General features: G+C 69.2%; 10 protein-coding genes and 2 pseudogenes. 9 read left to right on the top strand and 3 right to left on the bottom strand.

Features of this window, described 5'->3' with window-relative positions; genetic code table 11:
- Positions 1-192 precede the first annotated feature (192 nt).
- From D5R93_RS04370 to pepN, 5 genes and pseudogenes are all read left to right on the top strand, one after another.
- Entirely contained in the window at positions 193-2,190 is a 1,998-nt protein-coding gene (locus D5R93_RS04370; RefSeq protein ID WP_243106943.1) for a M13 family metallopeptidase, read from the top strand.
- A 310-nt stretch (positions 2,191-2,500) separates the two neighbouring features.
- The gene (locus D5R93_RS04365; protein ID WP_120204004.1) at positions 2,501-2,719 is read left to right on the top strand and encodes a hypothetical protein; all 219 of its coding nucleotides are present in this window, start codon (positions 2,501-2,503) and stop codon (positions 2,717-2,719) included.
- Positions 2,720-2,727: 8 nt separating this feature from the next.
- Positions 2,728-3,513, top strand: a complete 786-nt coding sequence (locus tag D5R93_RS04360; RefSeq protein WP_120204002.1) for a hypothetical protein — start codon at positions 2,728-2,730, stop codon at positions 3,511-3,513.
- Positions 3,514-3,555: 42 nt separating this feature from the next.
- Positions 3,556-4,698, top strand: a complete 1,143-nt coding sequence (locus D5R93_RS04355; protein WP_120203999.1) for an LCP family protein — start codon at positions 3,556-3,558, stop codon at positions 4,696-4,698.
- 273 nt (positions 4,699-4,971) lie between these two features.
- Positions 4,972-7,604: pseudogene (gene pepN / locus D5R93_RS04350) on the top strand (aminopeptidase N).
- A gap of 37 nt (positions 7,605-7,641) precedes the next feature.
- Here pepN and malQ read toward each other — a convergent pair.
- Both malQ and D5R93_RS04340 read right to left on the bottom strand, forming a co-directional pair.
- A pseudogene (gene malQ / locus D5R93_RS04345) lies at positions 7,642-9,883 on the bottom strand (4-alpha-glucanotransferase).
- Positions 9,884-10,131: 248 nt separating this feature from the next.
- Positions 10,132-10,359 (bottom strand): PTS sugar transporter subunit IIB, encoded by a 228-nt coding sequence (locus tag D5R93_RS04340; RefSeq protein ID WP_119835779.1) that lies wholly within the window; start codon positions 10,357-10,359, stop codon positions 10,132-10,134.
- Between the two features lie 227 nt (positions 10,360-10,586).
- Between D5R93_RS04340 and ptsP the strand changes: the two genes are divergently transcribed.
- From ptsP to D5R93_RS13155, 4 genes are all read left to right on the top strand, one after another.
- Positions 10,587-12,281, top strand: coding sequence for a phosphoenolpyruvate--protein phosphotransferase (gene ptsP / locus D5R93_RS04335; protein WP_119835780.1), 1,695 nt, complete (start codon positions 10,587-10,589; stop codon positions 12,279-12,281).
- Positions 12,278-13,276, top strand: a complete 999-nt coding sequence (locus D5R93_RS04330; protein WP_119835781.1) for an acyl-CoA thioesterase — start codon at positions 12,278-12,280, stop codon at positions 13,274-13,276. Before ptsP ends, D5R93_RS04330 begins: the two co-directional genes overlap by 4 nt.
- 374 nt (positions 13,277-13,650) lie before the next feature.
- Positions 13,651-14,100: a P-loop NTPase family protein gene (locus tag D5R93_RS04325; protein WP_120203996.1), complete on the top strand. Its 450-nt coding sequence runs from the start codon at positions 13,651-13,653 to the stop codon at positions 14,098-14,100.
- A gap of 641 nt (positions 14,101-14,741) precedes the next feature.
- Entirely contained in the window at positions 14,742-14,894 is a 153-nt protein-coding gene (locus tag D5R93_RS13155; RefSeq protein ID WP_162933829.1) for a hypothetical protein, read from the top strand.
- A gap of 58 nt (positions 14,895-14,952) precedes the next feature.
- Here D5R93_RS13155 and ettA read toward each other — a convergent pair whose 3' ends face one another.
- On the bottom strand, positions 14,953-16,635 hold the full coding sequence (gene ettA / locus D5R93_RS04315; RefSeq protein ID WP_119835784.1) for an energy-dependent translational throttle protein EttA: 1,683 nt from the start codon (positions 16,633-16,635) through the stop codon (positions 14,953-14,955).
- Positions 16,636-16,869: the final 234 nt, after the last annotated feature.

Genomic DNA, 16,869 nt, shown 5'->3' with positions numbered 1-16,869 from the left:
CTCCTCCTCGTCCCCGCGTCCTCGTTCCCCTCTTCCTCCCGGGACCAGGGGCTCGACCAGCCTCCCCTCGACGCCCCCGGCCAGACCCCCGGCGACGCTCCTGCCGCCCAGGGGCAGAGCCAGGGTGCCTCCTCTCCCGCAGGTACCGACGCCGTTGCCGAGCCCCGGCCCCAGGACGACCTGTTCCGCTACGTGAACGGGACCTGGCTGGCGCAGGCCCAGATTCCTGCCGACCGCCCCGGCACTGGCGCCTTTGTCGAACTTCGGGATGCTGCCGAGGAGGCGTGCCGCCAGATCGTGGAGGAGGCAGCGGCGGCGGGCCATGACCTGGACTCGGGGCCGGGGCGGATCGGTGCCCTGTACGCGGCCTTCATGGACGAGGATCACCTGGAGGATCTGGGCGCCCGCGTCCTAGAACCCGAGATAGCCCCTGTCCTGGCGGCCGACACCAAGGAGGAGCTGGCCCGGGTGCTGGGCAGGCTGCTGCCCAGCGGCTTCACCGGCGTCGTCTCCGTGGGCGTGGACAACGACCTCAACGATCCGGGGCGCTACACCACCTGGGTCTCCCAGGCAGGGATCGGGCTTCCCGATGAGTCCTACTACCGTGAGGACGACCAGGCGGGGCTGCGGGAGTCCTACGTGGCGCACGTGGCCAGGATGCTTGACCTGGCAGGGCTGCCCTCCGCCCTGGCCCCCGAGGGGGCCGACGGTACCTGCGCCGCCGACCTGGCCCGCAGGGTCATGGAGCTGGAGACGGCCCTGGCCCGGGGCCACTGGGACCGGGTGACCTGCCGAGACGTGGAGAAGATGAACAACCCGACCTCGTGGCCGGACCTGGTCGGCTCTGCCCCGGGCTTCCCGTGGCAGCAGTGGCAGGCCGGGGTCCTGGAGGCGGCCGCGGCCGCCGACGTGGAGCAGACCTCCTTCCTGCAGGAGGCAATCGTCTGCCAGCCTGACTACCTCGCCCATGCCGCAGGAACCTGGGAGGCCACCAGCCTGGTGTCCCTCAAGGCCTGGGCCGCCTGGCACGTGGTCCACGGCCGGGCCGCACTGATGTCACGCGCCTTTGTTGAGGAGAACTTCGGCTTCTACGGGCGCACTCTCCAGGGCACCGACGAGCTGCGCGCCCGCTGGAAGCGGGGGGTAGGCCTGGTGGAGGGCTGCCTGGGTGAGGCCCTGGGGGAGCTCTACGTCCAGCGCCACTTCCCCGCCTCGCACAAGGCCCTGGTAGAGGAGCTGGTCGCCCGTCTCATTGAGGCCTACCGGCAGTCGATCTCCTCCCTGGACTGGATGAGCCAGGCCACGCGGGAGCGGGCGCTGGACAAGCTCTCCCAGTTCACCGCCAAGATCGGCTACCCCGTGCGCTGGCGGGACTACTCCGCCGTCGTGGTGACACCGGGGGACCTGCTCGCCTCGGTGCGCAGCGTCGAGGCCGCCGACACGGCCCGGGCGCTGCGCAAGCTGGAGGGTCCCGTGGACCGCGAGGAGTGGCATATGACCCCACAGACGGTCAACGCCTACTACAACCCGACCATGAACGAGATCGTCTTCCCGGCAGCGATCCTCCAGCCTCCCTTCTTCGACCCCGACGCCGACGACGCTGTCAACTACGCGGGCATCGGGGCGGTCATCGGCCACGAGATCGGGCACGGCTTCGACGACCAGGGCTCAACCTTCGACGGGACGGGGCGGGTCAGCGACTGGTGGAGCGAGGCCGACCGCGAGGCCTTCACCCAGCGCACCCGCGCCCTCATCGACCAGTACAGCTCCTATGTGCCCGCAGCGCTGCTGGAGCGCGCGCGGCGGGAGGGGACCCCGGTGGAGGAGGTTCCTCACGTCAACGGTGCCCTGACTATCGGTGAGAACATTGGAGACCTGGGAGGCCTGGGGATCGCGCTCAAGGCCTACCGCCTGGCGCTGGCCGAGACCGGCGTCGGCTCGCTGGACCAGGCACCAGTCATCGACGGCATGACCGGGCTGCAGCGCTTCTTCTGCTCCTGGGCAAGGATCTGGCGGGGCAAGAACCGCGACGACTACGCCGAGCTGCTTCTCACCGTGGACCCCCACTCCCCGTCAGAGTTCCGCTGCAACGGGATCGTGCGCAACGTCGACGCCTTCTACGAGGCCTTCGACGTCGGCCCCCAGGACCGCCTATGGCTGGACCCGCAGGAACGGGTGACTATCTGGTAGCCCGTCACCATGGTAGTGGCCCCCGGGGCCCGGCCGGTCAGGACCAGCCAGACCGAGGGGCACCAAGTCCTCACAGGATGACTGGCACGTCAGTCACCTGTGAGGACTTGGTACTGGACGAGCTCCTGGGAGACGGCCCGGACGGGGCGCTACCCCGCTGGCACGCCTCTTTTGGGACAGACCTCTCATCAGGAGGTCACATTTTCGTTACGACCGCAGTTGTCAGGAGTGTCACCTTCACGCTAGTCTCGGTGTGTCACGGTGACATCACAACGTCACCCTCTTACCTCATCCCACCCTTGGAGGAACGATGCCTCTTCGACGTCCCTTCGCTGTTGCCAGCGCCACAGCCGCGCTGGTCGGCGCCTCTCTGCTGGCCACTCCAGCCGGGGCAGCCAGCGACTTCAGCGCGAGGGGAGAGGCGGTCGTCGACCCATCAGCTACGTCCTACACCGTCTCTGGTAGCGGATGCACCGGGCAGGACGCGACAGTCAGCGTCGCCCTGCTCCCCCGGGCAGCCAGGACCTGAGCAGCGCGGTGACAGTGACCCCTGCGGCTGACGGAACCTGGAGCGCCACTCTCGATGTCGCCGCGCTGGTTACTACCAGCGGCGGTGACGTCGACGCGGACGGCTGGGCCGTGTCCGCTGCCTGCATGGCCTACAGCGAGACCACCAGCACCGCACGCTACGGCGTCACCCTGGACAGCACGCCGGTCACGGGAACCTTCTACATCAAGGGTGAGGCCGGCTCCCAGGTCTTCACCATTGAGGCTAACGGCTTCACCCCGGGCGAGACCGTCGAGGTCTACCTGGAGTCGCTCGACACCGGAGCGAGGGCTGCCTCACTGGGTAGTCTCACTGCCGCTGACGACGGCAGTGTCAACGGCTCCCTGGCGGCTCCCTCCGACGTCGCCAACGGTACCTACCGGCTGGCCCTGAGCGGGTCACGCTACGGGGAGTACGCCACCAGCAGGAAGCTCATCCAGGTCTCGGACGGTACCTACTCGGTCATCAGTGACAGCGAGGACGGTACCGACTCCGACGCCGTCGGTACCGGTGACCCTGCGGCTGAGGACCCTGACCAGGGGGCTGTCGCCACCGAGCTGACGGCTGAGGGGCAGCAGGCTGAGGACCGCTCCGCGTCGGGCACGAGCCCCACGGTCTCCGTGACCGCGGGATCCACCCGCGCCGCAGCCGAGTCCGACGCCTCAGGCCTGGCGCGCACCGGCACCAGCACCCTGCTCGTCGGCGGGCTCGCCCTCGTCCTGGCCCTCAGCGGGGCAGGCGCACTCTACGTCCGTCGCCACAAGGCCTCGCTGTAGCCGCGTCCCACCCAGGAGCGGCACAGGCGGCACAATGGCAAGATGACTCGCTCACACCACTCGCGTGCAGGGGGGAGGGCGCCTGACGGCGCCCTCCCCCCTGCACGTCGCCGACGACGGGCCAGCCTGTACGCAACCCTGCTTGTGCTGGTCCTGGTGGTCGCTGGGGGCGCTGACGTCGCCGTCCTGTCCTCACGGCCGCAGCGGGTCGACGTCACTATGCCGACCTCCGTGCCCTCCGCCACGCTCTCCCCGGACTCGGCCCAGGACAGGCAGCCCGAGCAAACCTGGCTCGTGCTCGGTGTGGACTCCCGGGAGACGGTACCCGAGGGACCGGACTACTACGGATCGGCCAGCGAGGTACCCGGGTCCCGCGCCGACGTCCTGGCTCTTGTCCAGCCCCGGCAGGGCGGCCTGACGGTACTCACGCTGCCGCGCGACCTGGTGCTGCTCGACGCGGACGGGTCGATGGAGCGACTGGCTACCAGCTACCTCTCCGGGGCCCAGAGAACGGTTGACCTCCTGTGCCGGGGCCTGGGTGTGTCCACCACGCACCTTGTCGTCCTCGACATGGCCCAGTTCGCCGCCGTCATCGACTCCCTGGGAGGTCTGGAGGTCGAGGTGCCCGAGCCCGTCAAGGACTCCTACACCGGTCTCAGCCTGCCTTCGGCCGGGAGACAGCGGCTCTCCGGCTCCCAGGCCCTCGCCCTGGTCCGGTCCCGTCATCCTGAGGTGCTGCAGGGGCAGACGTGGACCGCCCTGAGCCCGCAGGAGGGCAAGAGTCGTCGGAACGAGTACATCACGTCCGTCATGACGGCGACGCTGAGCGCGGTCAGGGAGCAGACGCGTACTCCCTGGGGTGCCCACCGGCTGGCCCATGAGCTGGCCAGCCACCTGACCCTCGACACGGGCACAGGGACCACCGACATGGTCTCCCTGGCCCGCGCACTTGCCTCGGCGCCCGACACAGGTCACGACCGCGGCGCCCGTCACGACGATACCCGTGCGCAGACCAGCCACGGGCTGGAGATAGTTGACGTCCCGGTCTTGGAGACTGACACCGGCCAGAACCAGGACAGCCCGGGCAACGACGTCTCCATCGTGGCCTTCGCCGACGACACGACCATGGAGGTCCTGGCCGAGCACGGCCACTCCCCCGGCTCGTGCACCACGGGGTCCCGCTAGGCTAGCGACCTCGCCCTGCCGACTGGGACCCTGCCAGCCGAGGCCCTGCCGACCTCACCGACTCCGTGGGGCGTGTCTCGCGATTCCGGGCCGGTACGTCAGCGGGCGCGCAGAAGCCCCTCCCACGCTTCTCCTGGCTGCCCCACAGTGCGACAATCACCCCCGGGACCCCTCGCCGCGCGTCCACGCGTGAGCGTGCCGCCCGCGCCGACCACGTCCCCAGCCGCAGCCACGGCCGCACACGACATCCGCCCACCACCACAAGGAGCACCCATGCCAGGGCAGAACCTGACCCGTGACGAGGCCGTCGCCCGTGCCGCGACCATCGCCACCGACAGCTACGACGTCGTCCTGGACCTCACCACGGGAGACAAGGTCTTCCGCTCCTCCACGACCGTGCGCTTCACGGCCGTCCCCGGATCGTCGACCTTCATCGACCTCATCGCCACCGAGCTCAGCTCTGTCAGCCTCAACGGCCGGGTCCTGGACCCGGCCGAGGTCTACGCCGACTCACGTATCGCCCTGGACAACCTGGAGGAGTCCAACGAGCTGGTGGTCACCGCCGACTGCGCCTACATGCACACCGGTGAGGGGCTGCACCGCTTCACCGACCCGGCCGACGGACAGACCTACCTCTACAGCCAGTTCGAGGTCCCCGACTCCCGGCGCGTCTACGCAGTCTTCGAGCAGCCTGATCTCAAGGCCACCTTCACCTTCACCGTCACCGTGCCCCGGGAGTGGACCGTCCTGTCCAACTCCCCCACTCCCTCCCCCACAGCCACGACCGGGGCGGACGGCGCTGCGGCCTCCCGGTTCGCCTTCGCCCCCACCCAGCGACTGAGCTCCTACGTGACAGCCGTCGTGGCCGGCCCCTACGTGGGAGTCACCGACGTCTACACGGCACCGGACGGGCGGGAGGTGCCCCTGGGCGTCTACTGCCGGGCCAGCCTGGCCGAGCACCTGGACGCCCAGGAGGTTCTGGAGCTGACCAGGAAGGGCCTGGCCTACTACGAGGACCTCTTCGGGACCGCCTACCCCTTCCCCAAGTACGACCAGGTCTTCGTCCCCGAGTTCAACGCCGGAGCGATGGAGAACGCGGGGTGCGTGACCCACCGGGACGACTACGTGTTCCGCTCCCGCCCCGTGGAGGCCCGGGTCGAGCGCCGTGCCGTGACCATCCTCCACGAGCTGGCGCACATGTGGTTTGGCGACCTAGTGACCATGAGGTGGTGGAACGACCTGTGGCTCAACGAGTCCTTCGCCGAGTACACCTCCACCCTGGCCACTGCCGAGACCACGCGCTGGAGCCAGGCGTGGACCACCTTCCAGACCCTGGAGAAGGGGTGGGCCTACAACCAGGACCAGCTCAGCTCGACCCACCCCGTGGCGGCGGAGATCACCGACCTCCACGACGTCGAGGTCAACTTCGACGGCATCACCTACGCCAAGGCGCCTCGGTCCTGGCGGCGCTGGTCGGCTACGTCGGGCGCGAGAGCTTCTTCACCGGCATCGCGAGGTACCTTCAGGCTCACGCCTACGACAACGCTGAGCTGGCTGACCTGCTGGCCGAGCTGGAGGCCGTCTCCGGCCGGGACCTGTCAGCCTGGACGCGCGTGTGGCTCCAGGAGGCGGGGGTCACGACCCTGCGCACCGAGGTCACCGTGGACGACGACGACGTCATCACCTCTGCGGCGGTCCGTCAGGAGGTGCCTGCAGGTTCACCAGCTTCGCTGCGCCCGCACCGCGTGGTCCTGGGCTCCTACAGCCTGCGGACAGGCGACGGGCCGGACAGCGCCCGGATAGAGCGGACCGGACGCGTCGAGCTCGACGTGGAGGGCGAGCTTACGCCGGTACCGGCCCTGGTGGGCACCCGCCGCCCAGACGTCCTTCTTCTCAACGACGAGGACCTTACCTACGCCAAGACCCGCCTGGACGCCGGGTCCCTGGCCCTGGGGCTGGAGCACGTGGAGGCCTTCACCGCCTCCCTGCCACGCTCGGTGCTGCTGGCCTGCGCCTGGGACATGGTCCGCGACGGCGAGCTCGCGGCCTCCCGCTACCGTGATGCCGCCCTTCAGGCGCTGCGTGTGGAAGAGAGCTCCTCGGTCGTCCAGGGGCTGCTGGGCCGCCTCGCCACCTGCCTGTCCCTCTACCTTCCCCCTGCACGCCGTCAGCAGGCAGCCCTCCATACCACCACGGCTCTCCTGGACCTGGTAGAGACCGCCGCACCGGGAAGCGACAAGCAGTTCCAGCTGGTCCGCGCCGTCGCCGCGCACGCGGTCGCCCCCTCCCAGCTCGACGTCCTGGAGGGGCTGCTGGACGGTACCCGGCACCTGGACGGCCTGACCATGGACCAGGACCTGCGCTGGGAGGTGTTGACCGGACTGGTGGCAGCGGGCCGGTGGGGCGAGGAGCAGATTGCCGCCGAGGCCCGCCGTGACGTCACCACCACCGGCCGCGAGCGCGCCGCCCAGGCCCGCGCCAGCATCCCCACACCCGAGGCCAAGAGGCGCACGTGGCGCGAGCTGGTGGAGGACACCACCATGCCTAACGAGACCCAGGTCCGTGTCCTGCGCGGGTTCACCGACGTGGAGCGCCGCCCTGACCTGCTCCTGCCCTTCGTGACGGACTACGTCGCCCAGATCGAGCAGATCTGGGAGTCCCGGACCTTCCACATGGCTGAGAACCTGCTGTCAGGGCTGTGGTCGTGCGCCACCGTCGGCCTTAGGTCCCCTGAGGCCCTGGAAGGTACGGAGGCGGGCTCGGACCCCCAGGGCGCCCTGCGAAGCTGGCTGGACTCCCACCCACAGGCCCCTGCCGCCCTGCGCCGGATCGTGCAGGAGAACCTGGACGACACGGTGAGGGTAGCCCGCGCCCAGGCGGCTGAGACTGCTGCGACTGCGCAGTGACGGGGAAGTAACGGACAGGTAGCGGCCGTACGGGCCGTCAGCGGGAACGCACCGACAGGTGGGAAGGCCCGGAGGTCCCGGAGGTCCCAGAGAGCTCCTTGCTGACGGCGGCGAGCAAGCTCGACAGGCGGACGTTACCGGGGAGGTCCTCGATCATGACGACCTCGCCGGAGCCGTCGGCCAGCGGCATCTTCCAGTTGGGGTACTCCTGGTCCGTACCGGGCTGGTTCTGCGCCCTGCGCTCCCCGACACCGTCGGTCAGCGCGACGCCGACCAGCACGGAGGGGGTACGCACCACGTACCTGTGGAGCGCCTCGATCACCTCACGCTCCGTGGGCTGGTTCCCCAGCAGCCCGTGCTCACGCAGACGCGACAGCATCCGGTCACGCTCGATGCGCGCCTCCGTGCGCACCTGGTCCACCGGCTGGGTCAGCAGCCCCAGCCGCTCCCGCAGCTCGACGTGCTCGTCAGCAAGGTAGCCCGCTGTGGGCGGAAGGTCGTGGGTCGAGACCGTGGACAGCGCCAGGTGCCGGTAATCCTGGGGCTGCAGCGGCCACCCGTCGCCCTGCTTCTCGAACCACAGCACGCTAGTACCCAGCACGCCGCGGCTGGTCAGGTAGTCGCGCACCCACGGCTCCACCGTCCCCAGGTCCTCCCCGATGATGACGGCCCCGGCCCGGTAGGCCTCCAGGAGGACCACGCCCATCATCGCCTCGTGGTCGTAACGGACGTAGGCCCCGTGATTGGCCGCCATCCCCGCGGGGATCCACCACAGGCGGAACAGCCCGATAACGTGGTCGATACGCAACGCGCCGGAGTGGCGCAGCACCGTGCGCAGCATCTCACGCAGGGGGCGTAGGCAGACTCCGCCAGGTAGGCGGGGCTCCACGGCGGCTGAGACCAGTTTTGCCCCTGCTGGTTGTACATGTCCGGCGGCGCCCCGACCGTCACCCCCCGGGCGAAGGCGTCCGGCTCGGCCCACACGTCAGCACCGTAGGCGTGCACACCCACAGCGAGGTCGCTCATGACACCCAGGGCCATGCCGGAGGCCCTGGCCTCCTCCTGGGCACGGGCGAGCTGCTCGTCAACGACCCACTGGAGCCAGGCGTAGAAGTCGATCCGCTCCGTGAGCGTGCGGGCCTCGTTGGCGACGAAGGCGGAGTCGGCGTCGTGGAGGGTAGCTGGCCACTGTGCCAGCGGGCCGTACTTCTCCGTCAGGGCGCACCACAGCGCGAAGCGCTCCAGCCCCTCCCCCTCCTCGGCACGGAAACGCTCGAAGTCACGCTGGCGGGAGTAGGAGCGCCCGGCGGCGAAGATGACCTCCAGGGCCTCACGCTTGGCCTTCCAGGAGGCGTCGCGGTCGATTGCCTCCGCGCTGAGGTCGGAGTCCCGGACCTCCTCCACGGCCCACTGCACCAGGGATCGGCGTGGTCCTGACAGGCGAGAGAACTCCACGATGTTCTCCGGCCGGATATAGAGCGGATTGACAAAGCGCCGGGTGACCGGCAGGTAGGGCGACGGCGTCATGGGGCTGACAGGCTCGGCCGCGTGCAGGGGGTTGATGAGCAGGAAGTCGGCTCCCTTGTCCCCCAGGAAGCTGACCAGCTCGGTGAGGTCGTCGGTGTCGCCCACCCCCCAGGAGGAGCGCGAGCGCACCGAGTAGAGCTGGGCCATGGCGCCCCAACCGCGCTCGCCCAGCGAGCGGGGCAGCTCCAGGCGGTCCGGTGTAACCGCCAGGGGGGCGGTCACCGTACTGGTCACCGTACTGGCGCTCCCGGCAGAGCCGTCCTGGGTGCCGCCCACCCGGGCCACCAGCGTGTGCCATCCGAGGGGAGGTCGCGCGGAAGGGAGAAAGAGGCGCGGCCAAGCATGGTGCCGTCCACCTCCCTGGGCAGGGTGAGGTCCTCCACCTGCTGCAGCGGGCGCACCCGGCCGTCCTCCAGCCGCACACTCAGGGTGACCGCGGCACCGTCGGGGACGTGGACCGGGACCGTGGTCGCGCGGGAGGCCCGTACCACGACCACCGGAGGAAGCGTGCGGCGCCACGGGGCGACCTCGTGCTCCGTGAGCGCCTGTGCGATCTCCTGGTCAGTGTGCGCCCTCACCCCCAGCGCGTCCAGAACTGCCTCCAGGGTGGCGCGCGACGGCGAAGCGAGGTGGCCGTGGTAGTCCCAGTACTCGGTCGAGACCCCGTGGGCCTCGGCAAGCTGCTTTAGACGCTCAGAGGCGGGCTCGTGGACGTGGGCGACGTCTGCTCGGTGGGAGGTGGGCTCGTTCATACGTGTGGGTCAGCCTTGCGGTTGGTTCTTGGCACGGGCTCCCTTGCATCCTTCCTGCACGAGCTGCAGCGCCCACGCAGGGGACGCCGGAAGGACGGGGCAGCAGCGTCAAGTCTGCCCTGTGGTCCAGGCTAGGGCCGCAGGGCGCGCCGCGCTCCAGCGGTAAGCCCGCGACGACGGCATCGGGATGGCATCGGGTGTCGGGCGGTTGTCGAACGGTCAGACGGGCCGTCAGGGCAAGACCCGAGTCACAGGCTCGCGATCTGCGCGGCGATCTCGTCGGCGGAGGGTCCGACCACCACCTGCACGACCCGGCCGGAGCGCACGACCCCGAAGGCACCGCAGGCGCGCAGCGCCTCCTCGTCCACCTTCTCCTGGTCCACGACCTCCACCCGCAGCCGCGTGATACAGGGCTCCAGGGCCGTGATGTTGTCCTGCCCGCCAAGGCCGGCGACGATGTCCGCTGCGGTACTCATGAATGCTCCTAACGCCCACCCCGCTCAGACGCACGGGCCCTGGACGGATGAGGCCTGTCGTGGTTGTAGCCAACCTTATCCCAGCCCTGACTCCCCCACCCCGCCTGCCACGCAGGGCGCCCGAGCACCGAGATACTTTTCTTCCCCTGGCGGAATGCCCTCGCGCCCGGCCTCGACAAGGCAGAATGTGCGTCGATCCCGTTCCGTCTCCGATGAGGAGCAGCGCAATGACAGCGTCCACCGACACCACCACCCTCACAGGCATCGGCGTGAGCCCGGGCCTGGTCGCCGGGCCAGTCGCCCGCATGGCCCCCTCGATCCCCGAGCCGGAGATCGAGACCCTGCCCTCGGGTGCCGACCTGGAAGAGGCGTGCGACAGTGTCGCAGCTGCTGCCCTGACCGTCAAGAAGGGCTTGGAGCTGTCGGCCGCCGAGGCCAAGGGAGAGGGCCGCACCCTTCTTGAGACGACCGCCCAGATGGCGGCCGACCCCACCCTGACCTCCTCGGCCCAGGCGATGATCCGCGAGCGACGCCTGGTCCCGGCGCGCGCGGTGTGGGAGTCGGCCGGCACGCTGGCCTCCATGCTGGAGTCCCTAGGGGGCTACATGGCCGAGCGCACGCGCGACGTAGCCGACGTCCGCGACCGGATCATCGCGGTGCTCACCGACTCCCCCATGCCCGGCATCCCCCGCCGACCCGAGCCCTTCGTGCTGGTAGCGGAGGACCTCGCGCCCGCCGACACCGCCCTGCTGGACCCGGAGAAGGTCGTCGCCTTCGTTACCTCCGAGGGCGGTCCCACCTCCCACACGGCGATCCTGGCCCGTTCTCTGGGCATCCCGGCAATCGTGGGTGCCGGGGCCGAGGTGACCGATGCCTTGACCGAGGGCGACATCGTCCTGGTAGACGGGACCAAGGGCACCATCACCGTCAACCCGTCGGAGGACGCCCTGCGCCGCGCCCGCGAGCTGGCCAGCCGGGTGCGGGAGTTCCACGGCGACGGCGCCACTCGCGACGGTCGCGAGGTCCAGCTCCTGGCCAACGTCGGCGACGGCGACGGCGCTCGCTCCGCGGCCGAGGCCAACGCCATGGGGGTGGGCCTGTTCCGCACCGAGTTCTGCTTCCTGGACCAGCCCGAGGAGCCCAGCATCGACCAGCAGGTCGAGGCCTACAAGGCCGTCCTGGAGGCGTTCCCCGGAAAGAAGGTCGTGGTGCGCACCCTGGACGCCGGGGCGGACAAGCCCCTGCCCTTCCTCACCGACGCCTCCGAGGCCAACCCTGCCCTGGGGGTGCGCGCCTACCGGACCTCCCGCCGCGACCCCGAGGTCCTGGACCACCAGCTGGAGGCCCTGGCCCGGGCAGAGGCGGACACCGAGGCCAACGTGTGGGTCATGGCCCCGATGATCTCCACGGCTGAGGAGGCCCAGGCCTTCGTGGACAAGGCACGCTCCTACGGCCTGAGGACAGCAGGCATGATGATCGAGGTCCCCTCAGCGGCCATCATGGCGGACAAGATGTTCGAGCACGCCGAGTTCGCCTCGATCGGCACTAACGACCTGACCCAGTACGTCATGGCCGCCGACCGCCTGCTGTCTTCCCTGGCCGACCTGTCCACGGCCTGGCAGCCGGCGGTCCTGCGCCTCATCAAGTCGGCCTGCGACGGCGCGGCCCCCCACGGCCGTCCTGTCGGGGTGTGCGGCGAGGCCGCCGCGGACCCGGCGCTGGCTGTCGTACTGGTGGGCCTGGGAGTAGCCAGTCTGTCCATGACGGCACGCGCGCTGCCCGACGTCGACGCGGTCCTGAAGTCCGTGGACTTCGCTGACTGTCAACGCCTGGCGCAGCTGGCCATCGACAGCCCCACCGCCGAGGAAGCCCGCTCGGCCGTGCGCTCCGGGCTCCCGGTCCTGGAGGAGCTTGCTCTGTGACGCGCCCCTACCCCGTCCCTAGCGCCACCGAGGAGCCCCTGGGCTCGGTTACCCGGGTCCTCGCCCTTGCTGCCGGGAACGGGGAGGACGTCTTCACCGGGGGCAGCCTGCCCCAGCTCTCCGGCCGTGTGTACGGCGGGCAGGTGGTGGCCCAGGGGCTGCTGGCCGCAGCCGCCACCGTGCCTGACGGCAGCGACGCAGACAGGGCGGTGCACTCGGTCCACGCCTACTTCATGCGTGGCGGCCAGCCGGACAAGGACATCACCTTTGCCGTGGAGCGCCTCCACGACGGGCGGTCATTCTCTCAGCGCCGCACCACGGCCTGTCAGGACGGGGTCGCGATCCTGTCCATGATCTCCTCCTACCAGGAGCAGCAGGAGGGACAAGAAGTTCAGGCTAGCCCACCACAGGTCCCCGGGCCGGAGGAGCTGACCAGCGCCCTGGAAATCTTCCGGACCATCGACCACCCGGTGGCCAAGTTCCTGGGACGCACCGCCGCCTTTGACCTGCGCCACGTGGAGGGGAACCTGTACCTGAGGCCCGCCAGCCAGGCCAGCAGTGTCCAGCACCTGTGGATGAGGGCACGCGGACGAGTCCCCGGCGATGCCTCGCAGACGGTGCACCGGGCGCTGCTGACCTATGTGTGCGACCAGGTCATGCTGGAGCCGGTGCTGCGCAGCCAGGGGCTGAGCTGGCGCAGCGAGGGCCTGAGCCTGGCCACGCTGGACCACGCTCAGTGGTTCCACCGGGACGTGGACATGAACGACTGGCTGCTCTACGCCCAGGACTCCCCCTCCTCCCAGGGGGGTCGGGGCATGGCCCGCGCCCAGGTCTTCGACTCCATGGGCCGCCTGGTGTGCACCATTGCCCAGGAGGGCATGGTACGCATGCCCACCTCCTCCTCCCAGGGGTCAGGACGCTGGGCCATCCGGGTGGAGGACTCAGAGGAGCCAGCAGCGCCGACACAGCCAGCGGAGGAGGCTCCCACGGTCTGACGGTGCGGTTGGGTACCCGGGCAACAGAAACGTCGTAGGACAACGTGGCACCGTGTTGTCCTACGACGTTTTTGTTGCCTGAGGGTGCGCCCGGCCTAGCCGCACGCCCGTGCTGTCGTGCCAGTGGACGCTCATCGTGACAGCAGCTGACATCGATAGCAGGCCTCTGAGACACCGTGATGATCCGTGCGTATTATGTGTGCTAGATAACGACGATCCTTGCGTGAGGACCACTCACAGTACTGAGAGCACGACCAGCAACCAACAACGCCAGAGCTGGGGCCAGCGTAGTCAGCTGGGGCCGCTGAGCTCCTGCTCTCCAGGTCGAGTCAGCCAGCATAGTCCTGCGGTGACGTCACCCGGTACTTGAGGACGTGGACCTTCGCTGCCAAGGGGGTGTCGCTGCCCTGGCGGGACCCAACGGCAACGGCAAGTACACGCTGCTGCGGGTCGTCGTCAGCCTGCCCCCTCTCCTCGGGCTCTGTGCGGGCAGCCACGACACCCGCTCTCAGCCCGGTACGGTAGGCGCCACATCGGCTCCCTGCCCCCAGAAGGCCACCTTCCCGGGGCGCTTCACGGTAGCTGAGACCCTGGCCTACGCGGCCTGGCTGCAGGTGCTGGGCGCCAGAGTCACCCGACACCGCACCACTGGGCTCGTCTCCGCCCTGGGCCCGGAGGAACACCTCAACCACTCGCTCATCACTCTGCCCAGCAGCACCCGGCAGAGGGTCTGCCTGGTCCCGCATGAGACGGCGCAGAAAGGTACAGAATCTGCACTGGAGAGAACGCTCAGCTCCTTGCTTGCCGACTCCCTGGCTCACTGAGTAGCCCTCACAGCGACCTGCACGCCTTTCAGGCGACTCATGTCAGCGCGTGGCCAGGGCAGGGCCGCCTCAACCCGTCCACTGCCCACGGCTGCTGCGCAGCAAGGGGCGCAGGACGTCATCCGCCAGGAGAGCCGGAAGAGCCAAGAGAGCCATAAAAGCCCTGATACCCGTACGAAAGAGCCTTTATGTCTGAGCCTGGTGGCCTTTGCCTGATGACCTCTGGCGGCGACCGGGCATGGTCTCCTACGTCTCACGCCGCACGGAGGATGGGGAAGAACGCCTCGACCGGACTCAGCTCAGTCACACAGCCAACGGTACACGGTCGACGGTACACAGCCGACGGTACACAGACTGCGCGGACGGAGTCCGACCAGGCGGCCCAGGTTCTCAAGGAAGGCTCAGGTGACCCCGGAGGGGACCTGGGCAGAGGCCAGGAGGACAGGAGTGCCTGCCCGTGGCAGGGCCTGCTGCGACGGGGCGCTCAGAGAGCACGTCCGCTCACGGGCGGAGGCAAGGCTGCACCGAGCGGCTCAGCAGCGCTGGCATCCGGTTCCCCGGCGCTCCCGCTCGGAGGCGATAACGAAGGGGAGGTCCTCGTCCCGGGCGCGCTGGACAGGTGGCCAAGCCGCCCCCGGGTCATGGCGCTGCACTACCTGCTGGTCCCCCAGCTCCTCGCAGCACCCTTCTTCCTGGCTACTGCGGGCCTGGCACTGACCAGATGGTTGGGCACCAGTCCCGCCTGCGTCGCACAGGACAGCCCCAGCCACTCCCAGGCAACGGAAACGTCATAGGACAACAAACTGCCGCGTTGTCCTATGACGTTTCCGTTGCCTGGGCCGCGGCCCCGCCTCAGCCGCGAGTCAGCCTGCGGTAGGTGACCCGGTGGGGCCGGGCTGCCTCCGCACCCAGGCGGGCCACCTTGTTCTCCTCGTAGGAGGCGAAGTTCCCCTCGAACCAGTACCAGCGGGCCGGGTCCTCCTCGGTACCCTCCCAGGCCAGGATGTGGGTGGCCACACGGTCGAGGAACCAGCGGTCGTGGGTGATGACCACCGCGCAGCCAGGGAACTCCAGCAGGGCGTTCTCCAGGGACCCCAGCGTCTCCACGTCCAGGTCGTTGGTGGGCTCGTCCAGGAGGATAAGGTTGCCCCCCTGCTTGAGAGTCAGCGCCAGGTTCAACCGGTTGCGCTCACCGCCGGAGAGCACCCCGGCGGGCTTCTGCTGGTCCGCCCCCTTGAACCCGAAAGAGGCCACGTAGGCTCGCGAGGGCATCTCCACGTTACCGACCTGGATGTAGTCCAGGCCGTCGGAGACGACCTCCCACAGCGTCTTGTCCGCATCAATGCCGGCGCGGGACTGGTCGACGTAGGACAACTTAACGGTCTGGCCGATCGTGAGCTCGCCGCCGTCCAGCGGCTCCAGGCCGACGATGGTCTTGAACAGGGTGGACTTGCCCACCCCGTTGGGTCCCACCACACCCACGATCCCGTTGCGCGGCAGGGTGAAGGACAGCCCCTCGATCAGGGTGCGCCCGTCGAAGCCCTTGGACAGGTTGGTGGCCTCCAGGACCTGGTTTCCCAGGCGTGGGCCCGGCGGGATCTGGATCTCCTCAAAGTCCAGCTTACGGGTGCGCTCAGCCTCAGCGGCCATCTCCTCGTAGCGGGCCAGGCGGGCCTTGGACTTGGCCTGGCGGCCCCTGGCCGAGGAGCGCACCCACTCCAGCTCCTCACGCAGACGCTTGGCCAGCTTAGCGTCCTTCTTGCCCTGGACCTCCAGACGCTTCTCCTTGGTCTCCAGGTAGGTGGAGTAGTTGCCCTCGTAGGGGTAGAGGCGACCACGGTCCACCTCGGCAATCCACTGAGCCACGTGGTCCAGGAAGTAGCGGTCGTGGGTCACGGCGATGACCGCACCCTTGTAGGCGGCCAGGTGCTGCTCCAGCCACAGGACCGACTCGGCGTCCAGGTGGTTGGTGGGCTCGTCCAGGAGGAGAAGGTCAGGGGCCTCCAGGAGCAGGCGGCACAGGGCCACCCGGCGGCGCTCACCACCAGAGAGGTGCCTCACCTGCGCGTCCGGGGGCGGGCAGCGCAGCGCGTCCATGGCCTGCTCCAGCTGGGAGTCCAGGTCCCAGGCGTTCGCTGCGTCAAGCTGGTCCTGCAGGGCGCCCATCTCAGCCATGAGCGCATCAAAGTCGGCGTCGGGGTCGGCCATGGCCTCCGAGATCTCGTTAAAGCGGTCGAGCCTGGCCTTGGTCTGGGCAACTCCCTCCTCCACGTTGCCCAGCACCGTCTTGTCCTCGTTAAGCGGGGGCTCCTGGAGAAGGATGCCCACCGAGTAGCCCGGGGACAACCGGGCCTCGCCGTTGGAGGGCTGGTCGATTCCGGCCATGATCTTGAGGATGGAAGACTTCCCGGCCCCGTTGGGACCGACCATGCCGATCTTGGCCCCGGGCAGGAAGGCCATGGTGACGTCGTCAAGGATGACCTTGTCACCGTGGGCCTTGCGTGCCTTGATCATCTGGTAGACGAACTCAGCCACGAGTACACCTTTCGTGTGGGTACGGAGTGGGTATGTTCCTTGCACGCCTAGGCCCTGGTCCAGGGCCACCGCTGTGGCGGGCAGCGCGCACCGCGTCCAAGGGTACGGGTGACTCGCCCGCGCTGCGACGACGCAGCCAGGTTAGACGGCCCACGATAACCGCCTGCGGGAACCAGCCTCGGCCCGTGGCCGCCGCACCGCGAGGCCAGGAGCGACCTCTCGGCACACCACTTT

Source organism: Actinomyces lilanjuaniae (assembly GCF_003606385.1).
GTDB classification, from domain to species: domain Bacteria; phylum Actinomycetota; class Actinomycetes; order Actinomycetales; family Actinomycetaceae; genus Actinomyces; species Actinomyces lilanjuaniae.
Note: the sequence above shows the minus strand (reverse complement) of the source record. Positions and strands in the feature narration are given on the sequence as shown.